Origin of the sequence: Agrobacterium vitis (assembly GCF_013337045.2) — a bacterium.
GTDB lineage: Bacteria > Pseudomonadota > Alphaproteobacteria > Rhizobiales > Rhizobiaceae > Allorhizobium > Allorhizobium vitis_B.
Window position 1 is genome coordinate 1,622,331 of the sequence record NZ_CP118259.1, and the last position, 26,520, is coordinate 1,648,850.

Below are 26,520 nucleotides of genomic sequence, written 5' to 3' on the forward strand. Positions count from 1 at the left end.
CATTTTCCTCATTTGCGGACGATAATCCGCACATGAAAAACGATTTGCACGAGCGCATTCGCCAGCGCCTGAACGACCTGAATATGAGTGAGGAAGCTGCCTCGAAGGCGATGGGCGGCGAGCGGAGCTATTTGAGAAAGCTACTGGAACGCCCGGCCTCGTCACCGCGCGGGGCAACGCTGCGCAAACTGGCCAGCGCCCTGCAATGTTCAGAAGCATGGTTACTGACCGGCGCGGACGAACCATCAATAGTCACGGCATCGACCCCGCTCACCAGCATGCCTAAGGTTTTTGCTAACACCAATACCCCACCAGAGGCGCCCGCGCCGGAAACATCCATGGATATTCCGGTCATGGGCACCGCCGCAGGTTCCCATGTACGCGGGGCTTTCCAGCTCGAAGGTGGTATCGTCGACTACGTCCGCCGCCCGCACGCGCTGGCGGGCGCTAGGGACATCTATGCGCTCTACGTTGAAGGGTCGTCGATGGAACCGCAATATTTCGCGGGCGACCTGATCTATGTAAATCCCCATCGTCCTGCCCGCCCTGGCGATATCGTCGTCGTCCAGAGCCGCATGGCAAAACACAGCGATAATGAAGCATCTTTAGGCATTTACGTCCGCCAGACAGAAAAAATACTCGTGCTTGGAAAGCGCAATCCGGTCGGCAGCGAGGTTGAACTCAACCGCGACTACGTCACCGCTATCCATAAGGTTTTGACGATCAACGAGCTGTTCGGCGTCTAATCAGAACATCGACGGCGACTCAGGCATTTTTCGTTTGTAGATCATTCGAAATGCCTGTTCCGCCATGACCCGCGCATTCGCAAGGCCAGATTTCCCCGCCTTCATGCAGGTTCGGCGATAGTTTGCAGCGTCGGACGAATCAGTCAAGGCATTCGATGTGACAACCACCATATTCCAGGCGCAGGCCGCCGGAAGATCTGGCGCCATTGCGCCGTCACATCCTTTTTCCAGACATGCCGCGACATTACGCTGAGAAAGCGCCTTCCCTTTTAAGGCAGACGGAAGATCCATCTTCGTGAAATTCAGTTTTGCAGCCTCGCAATCATCTGCGTTCGGCGCATAGTCGCACACCTGTTCGATGCCATTCATCGGCCCAGCCATCGCGGGGAATGCGGCCAGGCTTCCAGCCAGAAGCCCAAAAATCCAAATTAATCTCACAGAATCAAGCCTCAAACTATGAGCGGCATTTTGTCCGCATTTTCCGTTGACAGCGGTTATTTGTCCGCATATGTTTGTCCGCATCCACCGAAACCACACGGTGGCTACCCCGAGGCCCGCCGCCATTGCCCCTACAGATCCACCGGGCGGCGGGCAACCGGGCCATCAACGGGGAACAGATCATGTCTTTCAAATCACTGCAATTGGTGATGGTGCCTTTTTGCGTCCCTTCGCCCGCCACCCGCTTTGACCTGCGCCGCACCGGCGCTTTCATCGCCCGCCACCAAATCTATTTCATGCTGCCCTGCGCTCTCGCCATCGGCTTCATGGTCGCTTGCGGCGTGTGAGGCGGCCATGACACCGCAAGAGCAAGACGCCCTGATCCGCGAGAACTACACCCTGAAAATGGCCCTTGTCCGCACATTCAGGGAAATCGACCCCTGCACGATGATCGACACCAACACGCCGATCAAAGAGCTGTGCGATCTCCCCTTCACGCTGCGCAATCAACTGCGACTGCTGACGCTGGAGGTTGCGCGATGACGCCTGACGTCTTGATGCAGGCTTATGTCCTGATCCTCCTGGTGATCTGCTGTTTCGGCTGGATACTGTATTTGTGGAATTCAAACAGCACGTTGCGTAGGGCCTATGTGGACGATCGCGTCCGCCGTGTCAGCGCCGAGGCCGCCCTTTCCTTTGCCGCCAACCTGCCTGCGCACGACCGGGCAGAATTCATCTGGCAATACCATTTCGGCGGAACGCCTGCCGTTGGCTATCCGGCATGGCCGAAATTTCTCCAGGCGCGCATCAACGTTGCGCTGGACAATCGCTCATGACCCGCCTCGCCCGCGCCCCGGTTTCGTCGTTCCGCGCCGATGGTTCGGTGCTGGATATGGTTGCGCCTGATGTCGGCGAGGTCTGCGTCTATAAGATGGCCGCAGGGCTTTCGCGCATCAACCGTTACAATGGCGTGCCGGAAGCGGGCGGGTTTAGCGTTGCCCAGCACAGCGTTATGGGCACCGAGGCGCTGTTGCACGAGCGCGTCGATCCTATTGTGGCCGCGCTGTTCCTGTTTCACGACGGGCATGAATTCGTTGTGGGCGACTGGACCCGCCCGGCGCAAGACGCGCTGGCCGCGATCATCACCCAGCAGACGGCGGACCCCGCCTATGCCGTCGCCTTCCGCCGCGCCATGCAGACGCTGAAAACCGGCTGGGACACGGTGATCTATACCGCGCTCGGCCTGCCCGCGCCTGCCGCCTGGCGCAACAATCACCGCAAGCTGGTCCACGACATGGACCTGATGATGCTGGGTGCCGAGGCGCGCGCGCTGTTTCTGCGCGGCCAGGAGCTTTACCCGATTGGCAAATATCCGCAGCCGAAGCTGAAGGGCGCGATCACCCCATGGGGTCCGGCCAAGGCCGAAGAAGCCTTCATCAAACTCGCCATCCGCCTGATCGGCCAGGACCGCATAGACGCCTGCCGGCTGGCCCACCTCGCCCATATTTCCAAGCCGGCCAAGGGCCGGTGAACTGGAGGAGTTTTTTATGTCCAGAATCTACCTTGCATCCAGCTGGCGGAATACGTCGCAGCCGCTCGCCGTCCAGACGCTGCGCAATGCCGGTCACTTTGTCTACGATTTTCGAAACCCGCCAAACGGCGTCAAGGGCTTCGCGTGGTCCGAAATTGATCCTGACTGGCAGGCATGGGATGCGAAGAAATACCGCGACCTACTGACCACCCATCCCACGGCTGCACTCGGCTACATGAACGACTTCCGAGGCATGGAGTGGGCAGACACCTGCATCCTGCTCCTACCCTGCGGACGTTCGGCACACCTGGAAGCCGGATGGTTCGCCGGTCGCGGCAAGCGCCTGATCATCTGGACCCGCGATGGCGAAGAGCCGGAACTGATGGCACTGATGGCGAACGCAATCTGCACATCACTCGACGAAGTGCTGGATGCCTTGGAAGGCGGTGCGTGATGGATAATCAACGCATAGCGCCACCCTTCGAAGGCCAGCAATTTACCAGCTTTCAGCAGTGGGTGAACAAAGCATCTTCCTGGCTAACCTGCCATCCTGAATACAGGAACACCGAGCATGGCGAAGGGAAAGGCTGGCGCGGCAATCATTTCACAGCGATGTGCTTTGATAGCATCGGTCGCCGTATGCGCTGCGGCGCTGATTTACACCGCGCCGATGCGGAGGGAACTTTCCCTGTCTGGTGGGTTTGGCCCGATCAGATTTGCGAGCTTGTAGCGCGCGTTTCCGACCTTGCCGCACACGGTAAGCTATCGATGGGAATTGGCGAAAAAGCCACCAATCCATCAGAATCGGCAGGTGCGTGATGGCTGATAACACCCCTATCGAATGGACCGACGCCACCTGGAACCCCATTACCGGATGCTCCATTGTCTCACCCGCCTGCACCAATTGCTACGCCATGAAGCTGGCAGGCACGCGCTTGCAGCACCATCCCAGCCGTGCAGGTCTGACAAAAGACAGCAAGGCCGGGCCGGTCTGGACCGGCGAGGTTCGTTTCAACGCGCAATGGCTGACCGAACCCCTGAAATGGAAAAGGCCGCGGATGATCTTTGTCTGCGCCCATGGCGATCTGTTTGCCGAAGGCGTGCCAGACGAATGGATTGATCAGGTCTTTGCCGTCATGGCGCTGGCACCACACCATACCTTTCAGGTGCTGACCAAGCGGCCGGAGCGGATGTGGGACTACATGCGCCAGCTTCCCAAAAGAACGCCACACATTTCAAAATGGGCGGCCTGGCATTGGGGGAAAAACGACCCTGATGCCGTGTATGAATTTGTAGTGGAGGCCCTAAAAACTCCTCCAAGCAACATCTGGCTGGGCGTATCCGTCGAAGATCAGTCGCGCGCCGAACAGCGCATTCCCATCCTGCTGGATACCCCGGCGGCGGTGCGGTGGATCAGCGCGGAGCCGCTGTTGGGCGGCCTCGACCTGACAGACATGTGCCAGGGCAATTGGTTTTTCGACGCCTTGCGCGGCACTCGCTGGCACGATGTCCCAGAATTCACAAGCCGCGTAGAGCAATTTGCACGTGGCCTCGATTGGGTTGTTGCCGGTGGCGAAAGCGGGCGCAATGCCCGGCCCATGCATCCGGATTGGGCAAGATCCCTGCGCGACCAATGCGCAGCGGCGGGCGTGCCGTTCCTGTTCAAGCAATGGGGGCAATGGGCGCCACTCCAGGCCAACGACGGAGAGTGGCCGACAGACAGGCTTGGCTTCTGCCGGATCAACATGGATGGCAAACGCTCAGATGATGGCTGGCCCATGCAGAAAATCACCAAGAAAGCCGCCGGTCGCCTGCTGGATAGTGTTGAGCATAACGGATTTCCCGTTGGGAGGGCTGCATAATGGCCGGTTCCGTCAACAAAGTCATTCTCATTGGCTACCTCGGCGCCGATCCGGAGATCCGCCGCACCCAGGACGGCAAGCCGATTGCCAATCTGCGGGTGGCCACATCCGAGAGCTGGCGCGACCGCACATCCGGTGACCGCAAGGAAAAGACCGAGTGGCACAGCGTGGTGATTTTCACCGAAGGTCTCTGCAAGGTGGCCGAGCAGTACCTGAAAAAAGGCGCTCACGTCTACATCGAGGGCAAGCTGCAAACCCGCAAATGGCAGGACCAGAGCGGCAACGATCGCTACAGCACCGAGATCGTGCTGAACGGTTTCAACGCCACCCTGACCATGTTGGGCAGCAACTCTTCCAACCGCCCGCCCGCCGTCGATAGCCCGGATGATTACGGCCAAAGCCGCGACACCGGCAGCCGCGCTGCGCCCGGCACCAGCGGCAATTTCAGCCGCGACATGGATGACGACATCCCTTTTTAGCGCCTTCCCAACCCCGAAAGGACCAATCCGATGAAAGTCATAAATGAAGCCAGCGTGTTGCTGGGCGTGCTCGAACAAGGAGAGTTGAACACCGACCTGTCGCGTACGCTGAAAGAGGTCATCACCATTCTGCACGATCTCTCGCAGGAAAGCCCGAAGACGAAATTCAAGGGCGAAGTCAGCCTGATCATGAAGTTCGAAATGCACAACGACATGGTCAACGTCAGCAACGAGATCAAGACAAAGACGCCGAAGGTGCAGCGCCGGGGCGATGTCTTCTGGGCAACGGATGAAGGTGCGCTTTCCACCGAACATCCCAGCCAGCGCGACATGTTCGGCGGCCCGCGCGTCATCGAAAGCACACGCCAGAACTGACCCTTTCCCCTCTTCGCTTTCCAAGTTTCACAGCCTTTAAACCCCAAGGAGCATGACCATGACAGAAATTGACACCCTCGTCGGCAGCCTGCAACCGCTGACCCTCGATATCAGCGCCATCCGCGAGATGGCCGACGACGCGGGCACCACTCTGGTGCGCGTTGAGCTGCCCGAAACCATCCACGGCTTGCCATCCCAGATCCCGGTATTGATCGACCGCAATGGGGGCAAGGCAATCTCCGTCAAGCCGCTGCTGGAGGAATACCGTGAAAAGCCCCGCGTCAAGCTCGGCACAGCGGAAGTCAAAACGCTGGAAAGCTTCATCAGTCTGGTCAATCGCCACAAGACCGGCGACAGCGTGATTTTCGCCGAAACCGACTGGAAGGAACCCAGCATCACCGCCGTGATCGATTACCATCAGGCGGAAAGCGGCGGCACTGCCGACAACTGCAAGCACCGGATCAAATATCCATTCCCGCTGTCGGAAGAATGGCAGGCATGGGTCGCGCAAAACGGCGAACCCATGAACCAGACGGATTTTGCGCAGTGGATCGAAGATCATATCCCTGATCTGGCCGCACCGACGCAGGCGGAAATTGACGAATACCTGGACACATTCAGCCTGAAAACCGCCTATCCGAACGAGCTGGTTACTCTGTCGCGCGGTTTGCAGGTCAATGTCGAAAGCAGCGTGAAGAACAACGTCACCCTGCAAAGCGGTGAAGGCCAGATCACTTTCGAGGAAGTGCATCGGGACGCAACCGGCGCCAAGATTTCTGTGCCTGGCCTGTTCATCCTTTCCATCGCGCCGTTCTTCATGGGCACCAAGGCCCGCATTCCGGTGCGCCTGCGCTACCGCGTCAAGAATGGGGCCGTGGTCTGGAGCTTCCACCTCTACCGGCCGGACACCCACATCACCGACCAGGTGCGCGCCGATCTGGACAGCGCCAAAAAAGAGACGGCCCTGCCTGCCTACGAAGGCAAGCCGGAAGTGACGGTCTAACACCATGACTCCACTCGCCAGCAACCCCGCCGTGACCGATCCGAATGCGACCCTGACGCCAGCCCAGCGGGAAGCCCTGCTGGCCATCCGCTTCTATCGCTTCAACGGACGCGAACGGGGCGGCTGGCGAGTGGGCAACCTCTCCATTGCCGCCGCCACCATCAAGGCCTTGATCAACCATGGGCTGGTGCTGGAGCGGGGCAACCGAAACCCATTGACCCTGACCACAGCCGGCGAACTCGCCGCCGACAAGCTGAAAGGCTCCGGGCTATGAATGCCGATCCGCCGCTCTTCACCTGTTTGATTTGCGAAAAGGACGTGCCGCAGCCGAGACCCTACGAATATGTGTCACGGGTTGGTCCGCCAGAGCGGCCACCGATCTGCAAATCCTGCGCCTCACGCTGGGGCAACAAAATCTCCGGGCCGGTTTTCAACCGCCGCAATTTCCACGTCCTCCGGCAACTGGACGCCATGATCAGCCTTTTGCAATGGGAAATCCACAATGGACAATTCAGACATCGGTAGCGCCTTCGACGTACCCGGCATCATCACCGGCCTGCGGCAAGACCTGGCCGAATTGCGCAGCGGCACGATCACGGCGCACGAAGCGAAAGTGCGAGCCGAGATCGCCAAACAGATTTTCAGCGGCCTGCGGCTGATGGTCCAGGCTCAGAAATACATGGCTGGCAATGCCAAGCCTATCACCCAAATCAGTGAGGGATAGAGACAATGGCCGGGAAACCAATCCTTTTCAGCGGACCAATGATCCTTGCCCTGCTTGCCGGGACGAAGACACAAACTCGGCGCGGGCTAGAGTTTCAGCCTGCACCAGGTATCAGCATAGTGCGAAAAAACATTCGCCCGTTTGATGCAGACCCATACCATTCTTTCGAGCGGCGGAGTGTCTATGGCAATTATGCCGGCGAGCTAGACATCAAGATCAAGCGCGGCGACCGGCTCTACGTTTGCGAAGAACACTATCGTTACGGCCATTGGGAAACCTCCGAAAACGCCCGGACCAAACAAGGTCGCCAGAAATGGCATTTTGTCGAGGATAGCCCTGGAATCCGTTTCGAAGCGCCGGAAGTGTTTCGAAAGGGGCGGCACCACCATGACCCGGCCACCCCGGCTTGGCACAAGCGTCTGGGCCGCTTCATGTTTCGAAAACACTCGCGCCTCACCCTTGTCATCACTGATGTCCGCGTCATGCGAATGCAAGATATCACGGATGCCGATGCCATTGCAGAAGGCGCGACCTACCGGCCGAAATGCCGCGGCGATGCCTTGGAAGACATCGGCTGGTCAATGGATTGGGGTCCGGTCGATAGCGGCAAGGTGATGGATATCGATCACTGCCTTTCGACAGCGGGCGGCGCTTTCCTCAACTATTTCCACACCTTGAACAAGTTCCCCAAAAAATACGGCGATGACCCGAGCATGTGGCCGAACCCATGGGTCGCTGCCTACACCTTCCGCGTCATCAAATCCAATATCGACAGGGTTTCAACATGATCACCGCCAGCAAATCCGCCCTCGCCGCCGCGTTGAAGATCCGCAAGAGCATTGTCGAGACCCGCAACACCATCCCGATTCTGTCCAATGTAGGCTTTGAGCGCGGGGCCTCTGGCCTGCAACTGCGCATGACAGATCTCGACATTGAAGGCACCGTCGATCTCGCGGCCGATCTTGATATGGATTTCCACCCGTTCACGATCGCGGCCAAGCTGCTGGACGATATCGTTGGCAAGCTGCCGGATGGCGTGCAGGTGAAGATCAATCTGGATGCGGACAAGACGCAAGCCATCGTCTCGTCTGGCCGGTCGAAGTTTCAGCTCCAGGTGCTGCCGCTGGCCGATCTGCCGATCATGCCGGATTTCACCGCTGACAAACCCACGCATTGCACTGTCTCTGCGGCGGGGCTGAAAGCCGCGCTCACCTCCGTCGCCTTCGCCATTTCCACGGAAGAGACTCGCTATTATCTGAATGGTGTCTTTATTGAGCCAGGCGCCGATGGGGCCTTGCTGGTGGCGACGGACGGCCACCGCCTGGCCAAGCGCTGGCTGCGCATCGAGGGTGTTGCCCCTGATCGCATCATCCTGCCGCGCAAGCTAGTTACTGCGTTGCTGGCACACCTGCCCGATGGCGACGTGACGCTGGAGGCGACGGATAGCAGAATCTCTATCACCATGCCCGGCCTGCGGATCGTCTCAAAGCTGATCGACGGCACTTTCCCGGATTATACCCGCGTCATTCCGCAGGCGGGCGCGGCGAAGGCTGAGTTTGAGGCCAAGGCCATCAGGCCCGCCGTCGAGCGCGTCATCGTCATTTCCAGCGAGAAAGGCCGGGCCGTTAAGTTCAAGTTTTCGGATGGCCAGTTGCAGCTGTCCGTCAACAACCCCGACGCCGGATCGGCCGAGGAAACCATTCCGGTCGAAGGCCCGCTGGAAATCGAAGCCGGCTTCAACGGCAAATACGTCCTGGACGCCCTGACCCACCTCGGCGACGGCCCGCTCACCCTGGCCATGGAAACCGCCGGCAGCCCCGCCATCCTGCGGGCCGATGGCGACCACGAAGAAAACCTCATCGTGCTGATGCCGATGCGGGTGTGATTGGAGAGAGATGATGGAAATCACTGATAAAAACGTAAATGCAACGCAGCACGTAGCTGACCCGATGCCCAATGGCTTGGACTGGTTTATCGTGGTGCAAACGATAAAGCACGGGGCCGCTAAAGAGGGAAGGCTAAAGTTCCTCGCAAACGGGCAACCATACTATGAGGGTGAACTTTCACCCGATGAATTTATGGAAGCATTTTTGTCTAGCGCAAAAAAAGAAACACCAATATCCGCTACCAAGCAGGACATGCTGGCAATATCCGATCCTGACTATAGGACGATGAACCATTCCAGCCAGTCTTTTACCCGCCCTGTCGATCCATTTGAACCAGCCAGCTTCGCGCCGGAGCATGTTGCCGACATGATGGCCAGAGGCAAATGCGTGGACCATCGCGGTGACGGCAAAATAATGGCGCCGCCTTCCGACGATACTACAGCGCCAGCGCAGGGGCCAATTACCTATCATAACGACGATGCGGGCTTTACCGAATTCCTCAACAGTGACCAGCCGTATTCCGTCCGGGAGATTGATGGACATTGCGCAATCCTAATGGATCGGCAACAGGCCCACGTCATCGGCTATCGGGCTTATGACCACGAGCGCGCCAATCCAGTCACTCTCACCTACACCAACTATCGCGGCGAAACATCAGAGCGCACCATCCTACCCAAGAATATCTGGTTTGGCTCGACCGAGTGGCACCCGGAACCGCAATGGCTCCTCACTGCTTTCGATCTCGGCAAGCAAACCGTCCGCGATTTCGCGCTGAAGGACTTTGGCAAACCCACATCGACCGAACTCTTCGGCCTTTGCGCCTTGCCCGTTCCCATGCCCTTCACAATTGGCGACCTAGTCGAAAAATACACCGGCGACTACACAGCCAAGGGCGAGGTGCGCGGCATCTTCGCCACAACACGCGGCGCCGTCCGCTACGTGGTCGAACATCAGGCCGATGGTGGCGGATCGTTCTGCCACATCTACAGCGAGAAAAACCTGCGCCCCGCCCGCAGATTTGCAGTGCTGCCGACAGACTGCCCCGCTGCCAGCCCGGAAATGCTCGAGAGTATCGCCAAAGCCAAAGCCATCTACGACGCCATGTCACCGGAGGAAAAGGCGCGGCACGACCAGGCGCAACGCGAAAGCTTCCTGCGCGGCATGATGCCAACCGGCGATCCGAGATTGGATTGAGGACATGAGCACCGCCCGCGCCTACAAACTCCAATCCACCACCCGCTGCCCATGCTGCGGCGCCGACCGGATCGTGCTGGATGTCGACACCGCCAAAGGCTGGGCAGTCGTCAAATATAAATGCCGCGCTGGCTTCACCATAGCCAACGGTGAAATCACCGTCGCCGGCGTCTGCCACGCCGGGACAAACCTTGCGGCACATCTGATGAATGCCGAAACCATGGGACCGCGGAGGGAGGCAAAATGACAACACCAGCTATTATCAAAACAGCCGACCTATCCCGCATGGCAAAGATCGCCAAGCGCGACGGCGTCCGCGTTGAGGTTGAGATCGATGGGAAGATCTTTCGCGTTGCCCCAGATCATCCCACTACCCAAAAGCCGCAGATTGCGCGATATGAGGATTTTGATCTGTGATGGACACGATGCCGCGCAAACCATTCCTGTCGCATGAGAAGACCCGCCATGGGAAAATGGTATGGTATTTCAAACGGAATGGCCGGCGCGTGCGGCTGCCCGATGTCTACGGCAGCGAAGAATTCCAGGCGGCCTACGAGGCAGCCTTATCCGGATCTAAACCAATGCCAGAAAAGCCAAAGGCAAAAAGCGGCTCACTGGTCTGGCTGGTCGATCAATACAAGCGCAGCGGCGTCTTCGCGCGGCTGGCGCCCGCGACCAGACGAGCGCGCGATAACATTTTAAAGCAGATTATTGCCGACCCCAAAAATGGCAACGGCCCTTTTGTCGACATCACCAAGGGAAAGATCAAAGCAGGAATCGATAAGCGCGCAGCAACCCCAAATGCTGCAAATAACTTCCTGAAAACCATGAGCCATCTTTTCAAGTGGGCAGTTGAGGCTGGTTACATCGAGATCAACCCGTGCATCGGCGTTTCGAAGCTCAGCGTGCGATCGGACGGTTTTCACACTTGGACTGTTGAACAAGTCGAACGCTACCGCACACGCCACAAGATCGGCACGAAGCCACGCCTTGCTATCGACATCCTGCTTTTCCTCGGATTGCGCCGCGGCGATGCGGTCGTTGTCGGTCGGCAGCACATGAAGGACGGCTTGATCTCTCTTCGAACCGAGAAGACCAAGCAATGGGTCTACCTTCCAGTTTTCAAGCAACTGCAGGAATCGATAGACGCAACGCCAACGGGCGACCTCGCCTTTTTGACGACGGAAAAGGGGAAACCCTTCAGCTCCGGCGCGTCGTTCGGGAACTGGTTTGCAAAACAGTGCAAGGCAGCCGGGCTGCCTGACGTGTGCCGAGCGCACGGCCTCAGAAAAGCCGGCGCGACAATCGCAGCCGATGAAGGAGCGACCGCTCACGAACTCATGGCAATGTATGGGTGGTCTCGCCTCTCAATGGCGGAAATCTACACCAAAGAAGCAGATAAAAAGAAGCTCGCCAGGAGCGCTTCGGAACGTCTGTCGAACAGAATGTAGGTCGCACCTATATCCCCGACTGGTCGCACCTTCAATAATATCAATGCCTTACATATGGTATTGGCGACCCCTGCAGGACTCGAACCTGCGACAACCTGCTTAGAAGGCAGGTGCTCTATCCAGCTGAGCTAAGGGGCCGGTGTTGGCCCGTATCACGGGCCAGAGGCAGCAGCAGATAGAATTAATGCGTCCAGGGCTGGAGGCGGCTGAAGCGGAAATTGTCTGTGTAGGAAACCGACTGGCGGCGCGGTTCCTTTGGCTGGATAACGCGGTAATCGATTCCATTGCGCTGAGCGTAGGCTTCGGCCAATTCCTGCGTTTCAAACGTCAGCTTGACCTGCTGGAGCATATCGCCTGAGCTGGTATAACCCATCATCGGGTCGATCGTCCGAGGTTCGGATGCATCGAATTCAAGAACCCACAGATGGGTCTTGGCTTTTCCGGATTGCATGGCTGTTTTTGCAGGACGGTAAATCTTAGCGGACATAATTCCGATTCCTCATGAAAACGAAGAGACTATATCTCTTCCCTTCCTCGCCGTCATCTTCCAGCGAAAGGATTCGCCGGAAGAATGGTCGGAGTGGAGAGATTCGAACTCCCGACCCTCTGGTCCCAAACCAGATGCGCTACCAGACTGCGCTACACTCCGTGACCGCCGAATGATGGGGAGATACACGGTTCACTCTTTAATCGCAACAGGAAAAACTCAAAAAAAACCGTCTTTTCGATGATTTTGTTCGCAGCGTTATGGAGGGGGCGCAATTCCCTGTGTGACCATGCTGCCAGGACCGATCCCAAGCGCCTGTGCCCGCCCGCCATTCAGCTCAATCACATAGCGTACCGGACCAGGCGAAGGTATCAAATCCTCGGAATAGGGTTTTGTCCGCGCCGCAACCCCGGTCACCACGCCTTTTTCATCAATAAACAGCATATCCAGCGGCAAAGGCGTGTTTTTCATCCACATCAACACATTGCGGCTATCGCCAAAATCGAAAACCATGCCGTCATTCGGGCCAAGTTTGGTGCGGCCCATCAGGCCCTGCTCTCGCTGCGCAACGGAGATGGCGTATTCCACCTTAAGACGGAGCTGCTGACCGGCCGGTGTCTGAATGACGGCTTGCCCTTTGAGAAATTGCTCGGCCAGGGCCGGGGATAGGGTGAGTGCAATATAGAAAAAAAGCGCCCAAAAGGCGCTTCTAGAAAAAACCAGCATTCCCATCACTCACTATACGGGACAATCAATGCGCCATAACATGCGGCGCAGGGTTATCCGGGTGAATTTCTGCCGCCATCAGGCCTTTATCGCCATTGCCGAAGCGTACCAGTACTGTCTGTCCGGGCCGCAATTCTGTCAAGCCGAATCGACGCAGCGTTTCCATGTGAACGAAAATGTCCTCGGTGCCCTCGCCCCGCGTCAGGAAGCCGAAGCCTTTGGTGCGATTGAACCATTTGACCAGAACCCGCTCCAACCCGCTAGATGGCGTCACCTGAACATGGGTCCGCATGGGAGGCATTTGCGAAGGGTGCGTCGCCGTCGACTGGTCCATCGACAGAACCCGGAAGGCCTGATAGCCCCGATCGCGCTTATGGATCAGCGCGACAATCCGCGTTCCCTCCAGGATGGTCTGGTAACCGTCCCGGCGCAGGCAGGTCACATGTAGCAAGACGTCCTGCATGCCATTATCCGGAACGATAAAGCCAAAACCCTTGGCAACGTCGAACCATTTCACCACACCGGTGATTTCGACAAGATCCAGGGGCTCTTCCGAGAGCCCGCTGAATTCCACGAACTCTTTCGCTGAAATTCTATCCGCCATCTCTAAACCGCCCCTCGACACGCCAAACATGGATAACGCTTACTGATTCCCGAAGGCTAGATTAACATTTTGTTAATACTGTTGCGCAAGCCCTAGTTTCAGTTATTCGCATCTGCTTTTTCGCGCCTGTAGCTTGTTCGAAACTGACGAGTGCAGATTTCCCGCTTTCCTCTTGGTCTATTCAGCGAATTTTCTTTGGGCCGGTCATTTTCTCTCGTGATGTCATTTTTTTCAGGCACGGCCATGACAATGCTTGAAGCCGTCGCTCTCAGGCGACATATGCGGCATGCAATAGGGAGAATTTCAAAATGCGCTATCTTCACACAATGGTCAGGGTCAAGGATGTCGATGCCTCCCTGAAATTCTACTGCGACTTGTTCGGCATGAGCGAAGTTCGCCGAATCGACAATGAAAAAGGCCGCTTCACGCTGATTTTCCTTGCCGCCGACGAAGACAAGGCCAAAGCCAGCCAGGACATGGCCCCATGCCTCGAACTGACCTATAATTGGGATGCGGAAGACTATGCCGGTGGGCGCAATTTCGGCCATCTTGCCTATGAAGTGGACGACATCTATGCCATCTGCCAGAAACTGATGGATAATGGCGTGACGATCAACCGCCCGCCCCGCGATGGCCATATGGCTTTTGTGCGCTCACCAGACGGCATTTCCATCGAAATCCTTCAGAAAAACGGCGCATTGGCACCGGCTGAGCCTTGGCTCTCCATGCCAAATACCGGCGCTTGGTAGCCTTACCCACCGAACGTCTTTGCGTGTGACATATTCATTTAAGATGCCGCCGTCATCGCGGCGGCATCATGCCTGACGCAAGCTCATTGTGTCACGGTCGCTCCAACCATAGACACTGCCCACCATCGACAGGTCCGGGCGGTCTCGTCAAGGAGAGCGACATGATGTCCCCAAACCGTCTGTTCGGCCAAAGCCCGTGGACTGCCAATCCTGGGCTTTCGAAGGGTGCGAATGGCAAGCCAGCGCCAACAAGCCCAGCGTCTAAAAGCATTGCCGCCGTTTTCGGCCTTGCCTTGCTGGCGGGCTGCGCGACCACGAAAACCCAACCTCCCATCGTGGAACAAGGCGCGATTGGCGATGCCGATGTCGTTGAAACGGCCGCCCATCCAGCCAGTGTCTCGCCGCAGACCAATAAGGGTGGCTTATATCGCGACCCCCTCGTCAATACCGGCCATCGCAAGCCCGGGACGGTGTCGGGCGCCGCTGGAGCCAATGGCAGCACCACTCTCTCCTCGGGGCCGTCAGCCGAACAGGTTGTGGCAATGAACCAGTCCAGACCGGAGCAGACGGCATCGTCAAACTCATCCGGGCTCTATTCCGCGCCTCATCCATCAGATGACGGCGCTGCATCGGCCAATATCCCGGCCAGTAGCCAGGCCAGTAGCCCCGCCAATAGCATTGTGCCGCCGAACATGCCTGTTCGTCCGTTCCAGGCCACGGTAAACAGCGTTTACAGCGTGCAAAAGCCGATGGAACAGTCACAAACACAAATACAGCCTCAGATGCAGGCCAATCAACCGATAGAGCCTGTGGTCACCCCTACCCCGGCCCCTGAAGTTGTCAAACAACGCCCGGCCTCAAAAGCGGAAATTCTCGCAGGTCTCGCACCTAATCCGAAGAAGGTTCGTACGGCGCCAAGGGCGCAACAGACAACGACGCCACAACAACAGATGTCACCGGTACCAGCGCAGTTGCAGACCAGCCTGCCGACCGCAGCACCCGGCATGGCCAATTCAGCTGGCGTGACAGAGATGGAAAAAATTGAGGGGGCGCCTGGGGCTCAGGGCATGACGAAGGATAGTTTCATCAAGAAATTCCTTGCCAAAATACGCAAATGACGGGCTGACTGGCCCATTTTTGGGACTGTCATTTTTCCGTAAAATTTTGGATTTCAGTGCTTGCCAGCCTCCAAACACGTGATTATAAGGGCGCCACAGCACGCGCCCTTCGTCTATCGGTTAGGACGTCAGATTTTCATTCTGAAAAGAGGGGTTCGACTCCCCTAGGGCGTGCCACTGCTTCATTCCCCAACATGTTTCAAAAATAACGATCGTTTCAAAGATAACGATGGAAATGTTTGGATTCGACCACTGCACATTACATCAGCTTTTCGAAGGGTGGGCGCGGAGCATTGACGGTTCTCCACAGGCCGAGGAAAATTCGGCAGCAAAGCTGAAAAATTCGCTTGCAGCTCCAGTCGGTTCGCACTAAGAGAGCCGCACGCAACACGCGCCCTTCGTCTATCGGTTAGGACGTCAGATTTTCATTCTGAAAAGAGGGGTTCGACTCCCCTAGGGCGTGCCACTGCGTTTCCCCGGAAAACTCGTTTCTACATCCTGCTTATTGAAGCGGAAAAGACTGCGCGACCTTAGGTCAGCCAGCTGATAGATCGCATGAAAAAAATCACTGAGCCTACGGAAAAAGCTCATTTTTTCGCTTGCCATGAATCATCCGCCTGCCTATAAGCAGCCCACAGCACGCGCCCTTCGTCTATCGGTTAGGACGTCAGATTTTCATTCTGAAAAGAGGGGTTCGACTCCCCTAGGGCGTGCCACTGAACCCTCCCCGTATTGATGTTTATACCGTTGCCAAGCGCAGAGTGCGCTTTGCGTTCTCAAGTTAATCGAAGTGCTGTGCCGTGACGTTTTTCGCCGCGCTCAAAACGCTGGGGCAGCATCCAGAATACGGATTTGAATACGGCGCGTGCCTTGCCAGAGTTCTGCCCCAAGGCAACCAGCGACATGCACGGCATCACCGCGACGACCAAGCAGGAGATCACCGAGCGGTGTTTCCTTGGCGCGAAAGGCAATGCCGTCGATTCGGCTGCCATCCGGCGCTTCCAGCGTGACCTTGACGTGGCTGGTGCCAATCAGCCGAGACTCGCGAATGCGGTGGGCGGGGATGGCGAAGATCGGTTGGGAATGGCCGGAGCCATAGGGGCCAGCGGTTTCCAGGAGATCGATCAACGCAAGCGTCGCACCGGATGCGCCAACCGCACCATCGATCTTCAAAGCCCTGATGGCCGAGAGCGCCATGACCTTTTCCTGCGCCTGTTCATCAAAAAACGCCCGCACCTTGCCGAGATTGCCGCGCTCTACCGTCAGCCCTGCGGCCATGGCGTGGCCACCGCCCTTAACCAGCAGGCCATTGTCCACCGCCGCGCGCACCATCTTACCCATGTCAAAACCGGCGATGGACCGCCCAGAGCCAGTTCCTTTGCCCGATCCGTCGAAGGCAATGGCAAAGGCAGGCCGCTGGAACCGCTCTTTAAGCCGGGCCGCCAGTAGTCCGACGATGCCAGGATGCCAGCCTTCCCGAGCGGTGAGAATCACGGCGGCGCGCTCGCCGGTGCCATATTCGGCCATGGCCTCGGCTTCCGCCTCGGCCAGCATCTGCGCTTCCATCGCCTGACGTTGACGGTTCAGATCATCCAATTGGGCGGCAATTTCATCGGCCTCGGCAGCATCGTCCAGCGTCAGCAACCGACTGCCCAGCGCCGCATCGCCGATCCGGCCACCGGCATTGATTCGTGGACCAACCAGAAAACCGAAATGATAGGGCGTCACCGGGCCGCCGATTCCCGCGATCTTCAGAAGGGATGCAAGACCGGCATTTTGCTGGTGACGGGCGGCAATCAAGCCTTTCACCACATAAGCGCGATTCAGCCCCTTCAGCGGCACGACATCGCAGACCGTCGCCAGCGCCACGAGATCCAGCCAGGCCAGCAGATCGAGCGAGCGCGCAGCACCGTGACCAGCTTCACGAAGCTTGCGCAGCGTTCCCACCAACACCATGAACACCACGCCCGCCGCGCAGAGATGGCCCTGCCCTGACAGGTCGTCGCTCCTGTTTGGATTGACCAGCGCCAGGCAGGCAGGCAAGTCCTGGCCCATCTGGTGATGGTCGATCACCACCACATCCACGCCTCTGCGCTTTGCCTCCTCCAGGGCATCGTGGCTTGTCGAGCCGCAATCCACCGTGACAATCAATTGCGCACCACGCTCGATCAACTGACCGATGGCAGCGGCATTCGGGCCATAGCCTTCGAAAATTCGGTCGGGAATATAGATTTCGGCCTCAATACCGAAATGCGCGAGAAACCGCCACAAAAGCGCCGACGACGCAGCACCATCGACATCATAATCGCCGAAAATTGCCACGCGCTCAGAGCGCATGATTGCCGCTACCAGCCGGTCCGCAGCTTTATCGCCATCGGTCAGGCTGGAAGGGTCGGGCATCAGGTCGCGTATGGTCGGATCGAGAAAGGCTTGCGCATCGGCAACCGCCACACCCCGCCCAGCCAGAACCCGCGCCACCAGATCGGGAATGCCATGCACCTGCGCAATCGCCAGCGACCGGTTCAACCCAGCCTGATCCAGCCGAGACACCCAGCGCTGGCCGCTGACCGAGGTCTCGACATTCAAAAAGGCGCGTTCTATCGGGTCGGCGGGTTCAAGCATTGATGAAGCAACTCGGTTATCGCCGCTCCACAGTCAGGAGCTAAGCTGTTTTCGGCCGCTCGATGCGGATCACTTGCGGTTCACCCAGCAGATAGCCTTCCTCCTTGATGGCGGCAACGGCCTGGCGCACGGATTTTTCCAATGTGGCATGGGTGACGAGGATGATCGTCTTGGTTTGATCGGCGTCAGACGATGTCTGCGAGTGCTGGACAATCGATTCGAGCGAAATGTTGTTTTCCGCCATCTGCGTCGCAATGCTGGCGAAAACCCCGGTGCGGTCGACCACGGTCAGGCGGATAAAGTAGCCGCCTTCATGCCGGGTCATCTCAGCCTGAACATAGGGCTCGAGCAGATGCGCCGGGCGGCCCAGAACCGGAACCATCTGCGCGCCGGGTCGGCTTTTGGCGATATCGGTAATGTCGCCCAGCACGGCGGATGCCGTGGCATTGCCACCGGCGCCGGGGCCGACCATCAACAATTCGCCGAGAATATCGGACTCCAGCGCCACCGCATTCGTCACGCCATCGACCTGGGCAATCACCGAATCGAGCGGCACCATGGTCGGATGGACGCGCTGTTCGATACCGGTGGAGGTCTTTTGCGCTACGCCGAGCAACTTGATTCGGTAGCCGAGATCGCGGGCGGCGTGGATGTCGTCGATGGAAATATTGCTGATGCCTTCGAGATAAATCTCGTCTGCGGCAATTTGGCTACCGAAGGCCAGCGTCGTCAGGATTGACAGCTTATGCGCGGTATCATTGCCCTCGATATCGAAGGTCGGATCGGCCTCGGCATAGCCAAGACGCTGGGCTTCAGCCAGGCAATCGGCAAAGCTCAGGCCCTCCTTTTCCATCCGGGTCAGGATGTAATTGCAGGTGCCGTTCATGATGCCGTATATCCGCGAGAAATCATTGCCGGTCAGCGATTCGCGCAGCGTCTTGATAACCGGGATACCGCCCGCGACAGCAGCTTCATAGTTGATCAAGAGGCCCTTTTCTTCCGCCAGCTTGGCCAGTTCCACACCGTGGCGGGCCAGCAGCGCCTTGTTGGCGGTCACCACATGCACGCCGCAACCGAGGGCCGCGCGCACAGAGTGTTCGGCTGGTCCTTCCGCGCCGCCGATCAACTCGACAAACACGTCGATATCGGCCTTTTCAGCCATCTCGACCGGGCTGTCGAACCAGGCGACACCGGCAAGATCGACGCCGCGATCACGGGTCTTGTCGCGCGCCGAGACCGCCGAAATGGCGATGGGCCGACCGCAGGCGACAGTAAGCGCTTGGGTGCGGGTTTGCAAAATACGCGCCAGTGACGCACCAACGGTTCCGAGACCCGCAATGCCGATCTTAAGGGCATCAGCCATGAGACAATCCTGATATGCTTTTCAATATTCGGAAAAGAGCGGCCACGAATGGGCCGCTCCGATAAAAACTCTCAACGGTGGGCGTTGAGCGATACGACATTGTGCAGCGTGTCGTCCGCTGTCGACAGGAACCGCTTCAGATTGCGGGCGGCCTGGCGAATACGATGCTCGTTCTCGACCAGCGCGATGCGGACGTAATCATCGCCCTGTTCGCCAAAGCCAATGCCTGGCGCGACCGCCATATCGGCCTTTTCTACCAGTAGTTTGGAGAATTCCAGTGAGCCGAGATGGCGGAATTTTTCCGGAATTTTTGCCCAGGCAAACATTGTTGCCGCCGGTGGCGGCACCTCGAAACCGGCCTTGCCGAAGCTTTCGACCAGCACGTCGCGGCGGCGCTTGTAGATATTGCGCACTTCGGCAACATCCGTGCCATCGCCATTCAGCGCATGGGTAGCGGCCACCTGGATCGGCGTGAATGCACCGTAATCCAGGTAGGATTTCACCCGGGCCAAAGCGCCGATCAAACGCTCATTGCCGACGGCAAAGCCCATGCGCCAGCCGGGCATGGAAAAGGTCTTTGACATCGAGGTGAACTCCACCGCGACATCCATGGCACCCGGAACTTCCAATACCGATGGCGGAGGGTTGCCGTCGAAATAGATTTCCGAATAGGCGAGGTCCGAAAGCACGATCAAGTCATGCTTTTTGGCAAAGGCGATCACGTCCTTGTAGAAATCCAGCGAGGCGACACGCGCCGTCGGATTGGACGGATAGTTGATGATCAGCGCCAAGGGCTTGGGGATCGAGTGGCGCACCGCACGCTCCAGCGGCGGGAAAAAGGTTTCATCCGGCTCGACCGGGATGGAACGGATCACGCCGCCGGTCATCAGGAAGCCAAAAGCATGGATCGGGTAGGTCGGATCGGGGCAAAGGATCACGTCACCAGGCGCGGTGATCGCCTGCGCCATATTGGCAAAACCTTCCTTCGATCCCAGCGTCGCAACAACCTGGGTTTCCGGATTGAGCTTCACATTGAAACGGCGGGCATAATAGGCGGCCTGCGCCCGGCGCAAACCTGGAATGCCTTTGGACGAGGAATAGCGATGGGTGCGGGGGTCCTGCACGGCCTCACACAGCTTGTCGACAATGTTCTGCGGGGTCGGAAGATCGGGATTGCCCATGCCGAGATCGATGATATCAGCGCCACCGGCTCGCGCGCTTGCCTTCAAACGGTTGACCTGTTCGAAAACATAGGGCGGCAGACGCCGAACTTTGTGAAACTCTTCCATCTCAGACCTCGTTGAACCGCAGGCTCCCCGCCTTGCGGACGATCCGTTTTCCACTGCAGCATCCCCGAAAACGGATCTGGCAAATCGGGGTGCCGTGACAATACCGCAAATTGCAATGATTCGCGGTAGAATTTGGCCAACCGCACCCTGCCCTGTCCCTCCCGGTCATCGGTTCCGGGCACATTCGACATGTCAGAATGCAACTGTCACATTGCATTTGCTTTGCGGCCAAATGCCCTGCAAGGCAAGGGCTATTTGCAGGCGGGCGGTACGGCTTTTGCTATTGGCCCTTAACCTGTCCGTTTGTCTTGGCAAGCTTGCGCATTTCCTCGACGCGGCGCTCATATTCGGCCTGGCTGATCTGCCCGGTCTTGCGCAGATAAGAGAGCGAAGACAGGCGCTTGCCCATATCCTTCGCCTCGTCATTGCTCATCTGCACATTGGCCGCGGTCAAGGGCCGTGAAAAATCCGGATAACCATCCGGCGTGGTATAGGCAGCAGCGGCAGGATCGGTCTTGTCGGTCACCGTCACATCGACATGGCCCGGGCGCACCGCAGACTGCGAAGCGGGCGTGCTGTTGCAGCCGGCAAGTGCAAGCAGGCAAAGAATGCCAGTTCCCACCGCACCGGCTTTCGCCAGGCGCAGAGCCGGCTTCAGACGCGAAGACTGCCCAACCAAAGAGACGATCGAAACCATATTCAAACCCAACCAAATCCGCCCGGCACCGGGAAAAACAGCAGCGCAAGCCGTGTGGTTATTCGCCCCACGCTTTTCACAACGTAAACGTGAATAACCTGCGACAAAACGCGCAAACCTTGTAAAACATGTGAGTCAAACCACACCCACACCTTTCATCTGTCTGGAACTTGTAGTCATTTTCAGGCAGGATAGGCAAATATAAAAAAGAGAAGAGCCAAGGGGAGATGGCATTGACCACAGCATCGAAGGACCAGGGTCGCGCCGGTCAATCCCATCCCGCGTCCGACGCGCCAGAACGCGGACCGGAAACCAGCCAGGAAACCGGGCCGAAAACCAGCAAAACAGCAAACAACGCTGACGGTTCTGAATCCGAAAAGGCCGGTTTCAATCAAATGGGTTTCGACCCGTCCCTGATCGATCCCTATATCGTCAAGGACCCCGAAGCGCTGGCCGTCAATCTCGCCAAGGCGCTTGAGAACCTCGGCAAGGCGGCCTCCTCCTGGATCGCGCCGCGTGAAAAGACTGGCCTCGTCGATCCGGTGGCGGAACCTGCCGTCGAACTTGTCAAGACCCTGTCAGGCGTGGCGGAATACTGGATGACCGATCCGCAGCGCAGCCTGGAGGCGCAGACCCATCTGATGACCTCGCTGTTCGGCGTCTGGATGAAGAGCTTGAGCCGCCTTTCGATGCCTGCCCAAACAGCTCCACCGCCCGAACCGATCAAGGACAAGCGATTCGCGGATGTCGACTGGCAGCGCAATCCGTTCTTCGATTTTTTGCGCCAGGCCTATCTGGTCTTGTCCGACTGGGCTGAGAAACTGGTGGAAAATACGCAAGGCTTGGATGAGCATGCGCGCCATAAGGCGCTGTTCTACGTCCGGCAGATGACGGCGGCGCTGTCGCCGGTCAATTTCGTCATGACCAATCCGCAGCTTTACCGCGAGACGGTCGCCACTAGCGGCGCCAATCTGGTCAAGGGCATGAAAATGTTTGCCGAAGACATGGCCGCCGGTCAGGGTGAATTGCGGATGCGCCAGACCGACACCAGCAAATTCGCGCTAGGCACCAATATGGCGCTGACGCCGGGCAAGGTCGTCGCCCAGAGCGATGTCTGCGAGGTCATTCAATACGAACCCGCCACTGACAAGGTGCTGAAGCGGCCCCTGCTGATCTGCCCGCCCTGGATCAACAAATTCTATATTCTCGATCTCAATCCGGAAAAGAGCTTCATCAAATATTGCGTCGACCAGGGCCACACGGTCTTCGTGATTTCCTGGGTCAATCCCGATCAACGCCATGCGGGCAAGGACTGGCTGTCCTATATTCGTGAAGGCGTGGATTTTGCCCTCGACACCGTCGAGAAAGCCACCGGCGAAAAGAAGGTCAATGCCATCGGCTATTGCGTTGGCGGCACTCTGCTGTCTGCCGCCATGGCGTTGCATGCCAAGGAAGGCAATAGCCGGATTGCCAGCGCCACATTGTTCACCACCCAGGTGGATTTCACCCATGCAGGCGACCTGAAAGTCTTCGTGGACGAGGAACAGGTGAGCGGGCTGGAAGAAAAGATGCGGCAGAAGGGCTATCTGGATGGCTCGAAAATGGCCTCGGCCTTCAACATGCTGCGCTCGTCCGAGCTGATCTGGCCCTATTTCGTCAACAATTACCTGAAGGGTCAGGACCCGACCGCCTTCGATCTCTTGTACTGGAATGCCGATTCGACCCGGATGGCGGCGGCCAATCACTCGTTTTATCTGCGCAATTGCTATCTGGAAAACAATCTGGCGCGCGGCAAGATGCAGTTGGATGGCAAGACCCTGTCACTGAAAGACGTGAAAATCCCGATCTACAATCTCGCCACCAAGGAAGACCATATCGCCCCGGCAAAATCGGTGTTTGTCGGATCGGCCTGCTTCGGTGGTCCCGTCACCTATGTGATGAGCGGATCCGGCCATATCGCCGGCGTGGTCAATCCGCCCGATAAGCGCAAATACCAGTTCTGGACCAATGGCAAGCCAGAAGGCACCTTCGAGGATTGGGTGGCCGGGGCCGAGGAAACCCCCGGCTCCTGGTGGCCGCATTGGCAGAAATGGATCGAAGGATTGGACAAACGCCGCGTGGCGGCCCGCAAACCGGGCGGCACAGCACTGAATGCCATAGGGGATGCGCCGGGCTCTTACGTGCTGGAGCGGGTCTGATACGAAGACTCATTTAAAATGACTCTTCGTATTCTTTTTGCAAATATCTCAAGCCTCTGATGCATTTGAGATATTTGCAATCTCTTCGAGGCGAGGATGCGTGAGCATGTCAGAGCCTCGGTATAAAGATTAGCCGAACGATAGAAACGCCATGATTTTCGATCCGCCACTGGTCGCGGCCACGCTGGTGCGCCGCTACAAACGCTTTCTTTTCGACGCGGTGTTGGAAGACGGCAGCGAAATTACCGGTTTTTGCGCCAATACCGGCTCAATGCGCGGGCTGACCACGCCCGGCTCACGCATTTACCTCTCGCAAAGCGAAAAGCCGGGACGGAAATATCGCTATGGGTTTGAGTTGATCGAAGCCGATGGAACATTGGTTGGCGTCAATACCAGCCTTCCCAACCGTCTGGCTCACGAGGCGATCCGCGCCGGTTTGGTCAGCGATCTCTTACACTATCCGCAGATCCGCACCGAGCAGCGCTATGGCGAGAACTCCCGGATCGACCTGCTGTTGTCGGGTCCTGGCAAAGCGGATTGCTATGTTGAGGTGAAGAACGTCCATTTCATCCGGGAAACCGGATTGGCGGAATTTCCAGATAGCGTCACCACCAGAGGCGCGAAACATTTGACCGAAATGGCCAAGCTGGTGGCGGCAGGCAAGCGGGCGGCGATGCTCTATGTGATCCAGCGGCAGGATTGCGATGCCCTGGCGATCTGCGCCGATCTCGACCCCGCCTACGGACGGGCCTTTACCGCCGCCATAAGCCAAAGCGTCGAAGCCTATGCGGTGAAATGCGCGATCACACCGGGCGGGATCATTCCGTCTTGCAGCGTTCCAGTGCGCCTGACTACACCATGAAATGAATGGCCGTCAGCGCAATCGCCCCCAAGGCCAGAATGGAAAGGCTTCCCGCCGCCAGTACCCTGCCCCCGGACGCAAGCAGGCTGCGCAGATCAACCTGAAGACCAAGTGCCGCCATGGACAGGGTGGTGAGAAAACCCGACAAATGCTGCGACGGCTCCAGCAGACCATGCGGCAGGACATCCAGGGATCGAGCCACCATCAATGCCAGAAAACCGATGATGAACCAGGGCGCCAAGTGGGCAAAGGAGAACTTACGCTCATTTTTAAACCCGGACCCCATTTCCATACCTCTGGCACTCATCTCCAATCCCAGCAGGCCCAGTCCGAGCAGAACAGGCCCCAGCATCATCACCCGGATCAGTTTGACCAGCGTGCCAATTTGCAGGCTGACCAGCCCGAAGGACGCAGTGGCTGCAAGCACTTGCGGAACGGCATAGACCGTCATGCCCGCCAGAATTCCGTAGTGGCGGGGGTCCAGACCGGCTTGAAAAGCCACCAGCGGCAGCAGAAGCACCACGAGAATGCCAAGCACGGCTGTAAAGGCAATGGACGAAGCAACCTCGTCGGCATCGGCGCCAATCACCGGGGCTGCCGCCATGATCGCCGAATTTCCGCAAATGGAGTTGCCGCAGGCAACCAGCAGCGCTAGCGGATGTGGCAATCCGATAACACGCCCAATCGCATAACTGCTGACCAGACCGCAACAGAGCACGGCAATCACAAAAGCTATCAGGGTGAACCCGCTTCCGGCGATCTGCCCAAGGCTGACCGATGCGCCCAACAGGACAATGGCAAGTTCCAGCACGGTTTTCGCGCAGAGGTGAATGCCCCTGTTCACGACTGGCGGCAGGACAAACAGGCTTTTGATCAGGGTGCCGAGTAAAATGCACCAGACCAGGGCATCGACAGGCATCCGCCCTGTGACACGCTGAACCGTAAAGGCGAGAGCATAGCCTCCCAAAGCGACAGCACTGGACAGGACAATCCCAGGTACGAGCGAAATAACAGGGCGAAACAGGCGCATTTTCAAACCTTTCCATCGGTTGGCCTGTTTTGCATGGAGAATTCATTTTATTCCAACGCATAATTGACTACATTTCATGCAGAATAATTTCACAATCGAGATGACCATGACGCTTGAGCAATTGACCATTTTCCTTGCCGTTGCCGAGCGTCAGCATGTCACTCGGGCGGCAGAGGCAATCGGCCTGACGCCGTCCGCCGTCAGCGCGGCCATCCGCGCCTTGGAGATCAATCATGATGTCCTGCTGTTTGACCGGGTTGGAAGGGGTATTGAGCTTACCCAGGCAGGCCGGATCTTTATCGATGAGGCTCGCGCAACGCTTGATGCAGCGAACCATGCAGCATTGGTGCTGGCCGAACTGGGTGGATTAAGCCGGGGCAAGCTGACCATCCATGCCAGCCAGACGGTGGCCAGCCATTGGCTGCCACGCAAAATGATGCAGTTTCACGCCCTCCATCCGGATATCGAACTGGCTCTGACCATCGGCAATTCGGCCTCCGTCGCTGACGCCGTGGAGACAGGCAAAGCGGAACTGGGCTTTGTCGAGGCCGAGATACCCTCGGAGACATTGACCCACCTGGTGGTCGCGCAAGACGAAATGGTCATCGTCGTCCCCTGTGGCCATCCGCTGGCAGATCCTGCCGCGGACCTGCCAGCGGCGATTCTGGCCACGCCCTGGATTTTGCGAGAAATGGGTTCGGGCACGCGCGCCTATTTCGAGCAGGCATTGAAGGCCATGGAGATAGAGCCGTCATCGCTGACCGTGGCCTTGACCTTTCCATCCAATGAAGCGGTGCTATCGGCGCTTGGGGCGGGCGGCTGCGCCAGCGCGCTGTCCCGGTCGGCAGTGCAAGCGTTAGTCGCAAGCGGCGCATTGCAAATTGCTCCGATCCCGCTCCCAGTTCGTCACTTCACCGCCCTTCGCCACCGTGAGAGGCGCATCAGTGGCGCGGCCCGTGCCTTCCTGCAACGGGCGACTGATCCTGACAGCGAGTGAAGATGATCTGGGTATAGCAGACCGGAAGCGGTTAAGAATTGATCGTACTCTGCGGATCGTGATGGACGAACAACCTTTGCCTGCGGTAT

The 26,520-nt window shown here is 57.9% G+C and carries 33 protein-coding genes and 5 tRNA genes; 27 read left to right on the top strand and 11 right to left on the bottom strand.

Features of this window, described 5'->3' with window-relative positions:
* Positions 1–32: 32 nt before the first annotated feature.
* Positions 33–746: a S24 family peptidase gene (locus G6L01_RS07780; RefSeq protein WP_174109483.1), complete on the top strand. Its 714-nt coding sequence runs from the start codon at positions 33–35 to the stop codon at positions 744–746.
* Here the strand turns inward: G6L01_RS07780 and G6L01_RS07785 are convergent, their stop codons facing one another.
* Positions 747–1,115: a hypothetical protein gene (locus G6L01_RS07785; protein ID WP_174109485.1), complete on the bottom strand. Its 369-nt coding sequence runs from the start codon at positions 1,113–1,115 to the stop codon at positions 747–749.
* Positions 1,116–1,366: 251 nt separating this feature from the next.
* Between G6L01_RS07785 and G6L01_RS07790 the strand changes: the two genes are divergently transcribed.
* From G6L01_RS07790 to G6L01_RS07875, 18 genes are all read left to right on the top strand, one after another.
* Entirely contained in the window at positions 1,367–1,531 is a 165-nt protein-coding gene (locus G6L01_RS07790) for a hypothetical protein (protein ID WP_174109487.1), read from the top strand.
* Between the two features lie 7 nt (positions 1,532–1,538).
* Entirely contained in the window at positions 1,539–1,727 is a 189-nt protein-coding gene (locus G6L01_RS07795) for a hypothetical protein (protein WP_070164819.1), read from the top strand.
* A complete protein-coding gene (locus G6L01_RS07800) occupies positions 1,724–2,020 on the top strand; it encodes a hypothetical protein (protein WP_174109489.1) in 297 nt (98 codons plus the stop codon). The genes G6L01_RS07795 and G6L01_RS07800 overlap by 4 nt, the downstream gene beginning before the upstream one ends.
* On the top strand, positions 2,017–2,715 hold the full coding sequence (locus G6L01_RS07805; protein WP_174109492.1) for a hypothetical protein: 699 nt from the start codon (positions 2,017–2,019) through the stop codon (positions 2,713–2,715). Before G6L01_RS07800 ends, G6L01_RS07805 begins: the two co-directional genes overlap by 4 nt.
* Before the next feature lie 16 nt (positions 2,716–2,731).
* A complete protein-coding gene (locus tag G6L01_RS07810) occupies positions 2,732–3,169 on the top strand; it encodes a hypothetical protein (RefSeq protein ID WP_174109494.1) in 438 nt (145 codons plus the stop codon).
* Positions 3,169–3,534 (top strand): hypothetical protein, encoded by a 366-nt coding sequence (locus G6L01_RS07815; RefSeq protein WP_234902228.1) that lies wholly within the window; start codon positions 3,169–3,171, stop codon positions 3,532–3,534. Before G6L01_RS07810 ends, G6L01_RS07815 begins: the two co-directional genes overlap by 1 nt.
* The gene (locus G6L01_RS07820) at positions 3,534–4,577 is read left to right on the top strand and encodes a phage Gp37/Gp68 family protein (RefSeq protein ID WP_174109496.1); all 1,044 of its coding nucleotides are present in this window, start codon (positions 3,534–3,536) and stop codon (positions 4,575–4,577) included. Before G6L01_RS07815 ends, G6L01_RS07820 begins: the two co-directional genes overlap by 1 nt.
* Positions 4,577–5,056, top strand: a complete 480-nt coding sequence (locus G6L01_RS07825; protein WP_156621527.1) for a single-stranded DNA-binding protein — start codon at positions 4,577–4,579, stop codon at positions 5,054–5,056. Before G6L01_RS07820 ends, G6L01_RS07825 begins: the two co-directional genes overlap by 1 nt.
* A 30-nt stretch (positions 5,057–5,086) precedes the next feature.
* On the top strand, positions 5,087–5,431 hold the full coding sequence (locus G6L01_RS07830) for a hypothetical protein (protein ID WP_070150669.1): 345 nt from the start codon (positions 5,087–5,089) through the stop codon (positions 5,429–5,431).
* A 58-nt stretch (positions 5,432–5,489) separates the two neighbouring features.
* Positions 5,490–6,434 (top strand): DUF2303 family protein, encoded by a 945-nt coding sequence (locus G6L01_RS07835; RefSeq protein ID WP_174109498.1) that lies wholly within the window; start codon positions 5,490–5,492, stop codon positions 6,432–6,434.
* 4 nt (positions 6,435–6,438) lie between these two features.
* Positions 6,439–6,708, top strand: coding sequence for a hypothetical protein (locus tag G6L01_RS07840; RefSeq protein WP_174109500.1), 270 nt, complete (start codon positions 6,439–6,441; stop codon positions 6,706–6,708).
* A 228-nt stretch (positions 6,709–6,936) separates the two neighbouring features.
* Positions 6,937–7,158 carry a hypothetical protein gene (locus tag G6L01_RS07845; RefSeq protein ID WP_070164829.1) on the top strand — a complete coding sequence of 74 codons (222 nt, stop codon included), beginning with the start codon at positions 6,937–6,939 and terminating at the stop codon, positions 7,156–7,158.
* Between the two features lie 119 nt (positions 7,159–7,277).
* Entirely contained in the window at positions 7,278–7,946 is a 669-nt protein-coding gene (locus G6L01_RS07850) for a hypothetical protein (RefSeq protein WP_174109501.1), read from the top strand.
* Positions 7,943–9,043 (top strand): DNA polymerase III subunit beta, encoded by a 1,101-nt coding sequence (gene dnaN, locus G6L01_RS07855; protein ID WP_174109502.1) that lies wholly within the window; start codon positions 7,943–7,945, stop codon positions 9,041–9,043. The genes G6L01_RS07850 and dnaN overlap by 4 nt, the downstream gene beginning before the upstream one ends.
* 10 nt (positions 9,044–9,053) lie before the next feature.
* The gene (locus G6L01_RS07860; protein WP_345799427.1) at positions 9,054–10,238 is read left to right on the top strand and encodes a hypothetical protein; all 1,185 of its coding nucleotides are present in this window, start codon (positions 9,054–9,056) and stop codon (positions 10,236–10,238) included.
* Between the two features lie 4 nt (positions 10,239–10,242).
* The gene (locus tag G6L01_RS07865; protein ID WP_174109503.1) at positions 10,243–10,485 is read left to right on the top strand and encodes a hypothetical protein; all 243 of its coding nucleotides are present in this window, start codon (positions 10,243–10,245) and stop codon (positions 10,483–10,485) included.
* Complete coding sequence (locus G6L01_RS07870) at positions 10,482–10,655, top strand: hypothetical protein (RefSeq protein WP_174089668.1); 174 nt, start codon at positions 10,482–10,484, stop codon at positions 10,653–10,655. Before G6L01_RS07865 ends, G6L01_RS07870 begins: the two co-directional genes overlap by 4 nt.
* Entirely contained in the window at positions 10,655–11,689 is a 1,035-nt protein-coding gene (locus G6L01_RS07875) for a tyrosine-type recombinase/integrase (protein WP_234902229.1), read from the top strand. The genes G6L01_RS07870 and G6L01_RS07875 overlap by 1 nt, the downstream gene beginning before the upstream one ends.
* A 61-nt stretch (positions 11,690–11,750) precedes the next feature.
* On the opposite strand, the gene G6L01_RS07880 is transcribed toward G6L01_RS07875, so the two are convergent.
* The 5 genes from G6L01_RS07880 to G6L01_RS07900 all read right to left on the bottom strand — a co-directional run bounded on the left by G6L01_RS07880 (position 11,751) and on the right by G6L01_RS07900 (position 13,506).
* Positions 11,751–11,827: transfer RNA gene (locus G6L01_RS07880), tRNA-Arg, on the bottom strand.
* A 43-nt stretch (positions 11,828–11,870) separates the two neighbouring features.
* On the bottom strand, positions 11,871–12,176 hold the full coding sequence (locus tag G6L01_RS07885) for an ETC complex I subunit (protein WP_015916058.1): 306 nt from the start codon (positions 12,174–12,176) through the stop codon (positions 11,871–11,873).
* Between the two features lie 85 nt (positions 12,177–12,261).
* Positions 12,262–12,338: transfer RNA gene (locus G6L01_RS07890), tRNA-Pro, on the bottom strand.
* Positions 12,339–12,434: 96 nt separating this feature from the next.
* Positions 12,435–12,908: a DUF192 domain-containing protein gene (locus tag G6L01_RS07895; protein ID WP_081344054.1), complete on the bottom strand. Its 474-nt coding sequence runs from the start codon at positions 12,906–12,908 to the stop codon at positions 12,435–12,437.
* 19 nt (positions 12,909–12,927) lie between these two features.
* Positions 12,928–13,506, bottom strand: coding sequence for a cold-shock protein (locus G6L01_RS07900; protein ID WP_070150659.1), 579 nt, complete (start codon positions 13,504–13,506; stop codon positions 12,928–12,930).
* Positions 13,507–13,814: 308 nt separating this feature from the next.
* Here G6L01_RS07900 and gloA point away from each other — a divergent pair, with 308 nt between their 5' ends.
* The 5 genes from gloA (at position 13,815) to G6L01_RS07925 (ending at position 16,089) form a co-directional block, all read left to right on the top strand.
* Entirely contained in the window at positions 13,815–14,255 is a 441-nt protein-coding gene (gene gloA / locus G6L01_RS07905) for a lactoylglutathione lyase (protein WP_060717831.1), read from the top strand.
* 161 nt (positions 14,256–14,416) lie between these two features.
* Positions 14,417–15,373 carry a hypothetical protein gene (locus G6L01_RS07910; protein WP_070164835.1) on the top strand — a complete coding sequence of 319 codons (957 nt, stop codon included), beginning with the start codon at positions 14,417–14,419 and terminating at the stop codon, positions 15,371–15,373.
* Between the two features lie 102 nt (positions 15,374–15,475).
* Positions 15,476–15,550 (top strand) — tRNA-Glu (locus tag G6L01_RS07915).
* A 214-nt stretch (positions 15,551–15,764) separates the two neighbouring features.
* A tRNA-Glu gene (locus tag G6L01_RS07920) sits at positions 15,765–15,839 on the top strand.
* Between the two features lie 175 nt (positions 15,840–16,014).
* Positions 16,015–16,089 (top strand) — tRNA-Glu (locus tag G6L01_RS07925).
* 103 nt (positions 16,090–16,192) lie between these two features.
* Here the strand turns inward: G6L01_RS07925 and recJ are convergent.
* The 4 genes from recJ to G6L01_RS07945 form a co-directional block, all read right to left on the bottom strand.
* Complete coding sequence (gene recJ, locus G6L01_RS07930) at positions 16,193–17,995, bottom strand: single-stranded-DNA-specific exonuclease RecJ (protein WP_070164836.1); 1,803 nt, start codon at positions 17,993–17,995, stop codon at positions 16,193–16,195.
* Positions 17,996–18,035: 40 nt separating this feature from the next.
* Entirely contained in the window at positions 18,036–19,358 is a 1,323-nt protein-coding gene (locus G6L01_RS07935) for a homoserine dehydrogenase (protein ID WP_070164837.1), read from the bottom strand.
* Positions 19,359–19,429: 71 nt separating this feature from the next.
* The gene (locus tag G6L01_RS07940; RefSeq protein WP_070164838.1) at positions 19,430–20,647 is read right to left on the bottom strand and encodes an LL-diaminopimelate aminotransferase; all 1,218 of its coding nucleotides are present in this window, start codon (positions 20,645–20,647) and stop codon (positions 19,430–19,432) included.
* Positions 20,648–20,927: 280 nt separating this feature from the next.
* Positions 20,928–21,344 (bottom strand): hypothetical protein, encoded by a 417-nt coding sequence (locus tag G6L01_RS07945; protein ID WP_234891824.1) that lies wholly within the window; start codon positions 21,342–21,344, stop codon positions 20,928–20,930.
* 395 nt (positions 21,345–21,739) lie between these two features.
* Here G6L01_RS07945 and G6L01_RS07950 point away from each other — a divergent pair, with 395 nt between their 5' ends.
* Together G6L01_RS07950 and sfsA are read left to right on the top strand one after the other, a co-directional pair.
* Positions 21,740–23,542 (top strand): PHA/PHB synthase family protein, encoded by a 1,803-nt coding sequence (locus G6L01_RS07950; protein ID WP_070165139.1) that lies wholly within the window; start codon positions 21,740–21,742, stop codon positions 23,540–23,542.
* Positions 23,543–23,693: 151 nt separating this feature from the next.
* Complete coding sequence (sfsA, locus tag G6L01_RS07955; protein ID WP_070164839.1) at positions 23,694–24,404, top strand: DNA/RNA nuclease SfsA; 711 nt, start codon at positions 23,694–23,696, stop codon at positions 24,402–24,404.
* Here the strand turns inward: sfsA and G6L01_RS07960 are convergent.
* The gene (locus G6L01_RS07960; RefSeq protein WP_420359831.1) at positions 24,394–25,440 is read right to left on the bottom strand and encodes a YeiH family protein; all 1,047 of its coding nucleotides are present in this window, start codon (positions 25,438–25,440) and stop codon (positions 24,394–24,396) included. The genes sfsA and G6L01_RS07960 overlap by 11 nt on opposite strands.
* A gap of 100 nt (positions 25,441–25,540) precedes the next feature.
* Between G6L01_RS07960 and G6L01_RS07965 the strand changes: the two genes are divergently transcribed.
* Positions 25,541–26,431, top strand: a complete 891-nt coding sequence (locus G6L01_RS07965) for a LysR substrate-binding domain-containing protein (RefSeq protein WP_070165140.1) — start codon at positions 25,541–25,543, stop codon at positions 26,429–26,431.
* Positions 26,432–26,520 lie beyond the last annotated feature (89 nt).

Excerpts from the sequence above, each read along its gene's own strand:
- G6L01_RS07780 (WP_174109483.1), top strand. The coding sequence starts at position 33 with ATGAAAAACGATTTGCACGAGCGCATTCGCCAGCGCCTGAACGACCTG.
- G6L01_RS07785 (WP_174109485.1), bottom strand. The coding sequence starts at position 1,115 with ATGAATGGCATCGAACAGGTGTGCGACTATGCGCCGAACGCAGATGAT.
- G6L01_RS07790 (WP_174109487.1), top strand. The coding sequence starts at position 1,367 with ATGTCTTTCAAATCACTGCAATTGGTGATGGTGCCTTTTTGCGTCCCT.
- G6L01_RS07795 (WP_070164819.1), top strand. The coding sequence starts at position 1,539 with ATGACACCGCAAGAGCAAGACGCCCTGATCCGCGAGAACTACACCCTG.
- G6L01_RS07800 (WP_174109489.1), top strand. The coding sequence starts at position 1,724 with ATGACGCCTGACGTCTTGATGCAGGCTTATGTCCTGATCCTCCTGGTG.
- G6L01_RS07805 (WP_174109492.1), top strand. The coding sequence starts at position 2,017 with ATGACCCGCCTCGCCCGCGCCCCGGTTTCGTCGTTCCGCGCCGATGGT.
- G6L01_RS07810 (WP_174109494.1), top strand. The coding sequence starts at position 2,732 with ATGTCCAGAATCTACCTTGCATCCAGCTGGCGGAATACGTCGCAGCCG.
- G6L01_RS07815 (WP_234902228.1), top strand. The coding sequence starts at position 3,169 with ATGGATAATCAACGCATAGCGCCACCCTTCGAAGGCCAGCAATTTACC.
- G6L01_RS07820 (WP_174109496.1), top strand. The coding sequence starts at position 3,534 with ATGGCTGATAACACCCCTATCGAATGGACCGACGCCACCTGGAACCCC.
- G6L01_RS07825 (WP_156621527.1), top strand. The coding sequence starts at position 4,577 with ATGGCCGGTTCCGTCAACAAAGTCATTCTCATTGGCTACCTCGGCGCC.
- G6L01_RS07830 (WP_070150669.1), top strand. The coding sequence starts at position 5,087 with ATGAAAGTCATAAATGAAGCCAGCGTGTTGCTGGGCGTGCTCGAACAA.
- G6L01_RS07835 (WP_174109498.1), top strand. The coding sequence starts at position 5,490 with ATGACAGAAATTGACACCCTCGTCGGCAGCCTGCAACCGCTGACCCTC.
- G6L01_RS07840 (WP_174109500.1), top strand. The coding sequence starts at position 6,439 with ATGACTCCACTCGCCAGCAACCCCGCCGTGACCGATCCGAATGCGACC.
- G6L01_RS07845 (WP_070164829.1), top strand. The coding sequence starts at position 6,937 with ATGGACAATTCAGACATCGGTAGCGCCTTCGACGTACCCGGCATCATC.
- dnaN (WP_174109502.1), top strand. The coding sequence starts at position 7,943 with ATGATCACCGCCAGCAAATCCGCCCTCGCCGCCGCGTTGAAGATCCGC.
- G6L01_RS07860 (WP_345799427.1), top strand. The coding sequence starts at position 9,054 with ATGATGGAAATCACTGATAAAAACGTAAATGCAACGCAGCACGTAGCT.
- G6L01_RS07865 (WP_174109503.1), top strand. The coding sequence starts at position 10,243 with ATGAGCACCGCCCGCGCCTACAAACTCCAATCCACCACCCGCTGCCCA.
- G6L01_RS07870 (WP_174089668.1), top strand. The coding sequence starts at position 10,482 with ATGACAACACCAGCTATTATCAAAACAGCCGACCTATCCCGCATGGCA.
- G6L01_RS07875 (WP_234902229.1), top strand. The coding sequence starts at position 10,655 with ATGGACACGATGCCGCGCAAACCATTCCTGTCGCATGAGAAGACCCGC.
- G6L01_RS07885 (WP_015916058.1), bottom strand. The coding sequence starts at position 12,176 with ATGTCCGCTAAGATTTACCGTCCTGCAAAAACAGCCATGCAATCCGGA.
- G6L01_RS07895 (WP_081344054.1), bottom strand. The coding sequence starts at position 12,908 with ATGGGAATGCTGGTTTTTTCTAGAAGCGCCTTTTGGGCGCTTTTTTTC.
- G6L01_RS07900 (WP_070150659.1), bottom strand. The coding sequence starts at position 13,506 with ATGGCGGATAGAATTTCAGCGAAAGAGTTCGTGGAATTCAGCGGGCTC.
- gloA (WP_060717831.1), top strand. The coding sequence starts at position 13,815 with ATGCGCTATCTTCACACAATGGTCAGGGTCAAGGATGTCGATGCCTCC.
- G6L01_RS07910 (WP_070164835.1), top strand. The coding sequence starts at position 14,417 with ATGATGTCCCCAAACCGTCTGTTCGGCCAAAGCCCGTGGACTGCCAAT.
- recJ (WP_070164836.1), bottom strand. The coding sequence starts at position 17,995 with ATGCTTGAACCCGCCGACCCGATAGAACGCGCCTTTTTGAATGTCGAG.
- G6L01_RS07935 (WP_070164837.1), bottom strand. The coding sequence starts at position 19,358 with ATGGCTGATGCCCTTAAGATCGGCATTGCGGGTCTCGGAACCGTTGGT.
- G6L01_RS07940 (WP_070164838.1), bottom strand. The coding sequence starts at position 20,647 with ATGGAAGAGTTTCACAAAGTTCGGCGTCTGCCGCCCTATGTTTTCGAA.
- G6L01_RS07945 (WP_234891824.1), bottom strand. The coding sequence starts at position 21,344 with ATGGTTTCGATCGTCTCTTTGGTTGGGCAGTCTTCGCGTCTGAAGCCG.
- G6L01_RS07950 (WP_070165139.1), top strand. The coding sequence starts at position 21,740 with ATGGGTTTCGACCCGTCCCTGATCGATCCCTATATCGTCAAGGACCCC.
- sfsA (WP_070164839.1), top strand. The coding sequence starts at position 23,694 with ATGATTTTCGATCCGCCACTGGTCGCGGCCACGCTGGTGCGCCGCTAC.
- G6L01_RS07965 (WP_070165140.1), top strand. The coding sequence starts at position 25,541 with ATGACGCTTGAGCAATTGACCATTTTCCTTGCCGTTGCCGAGCGTCAG.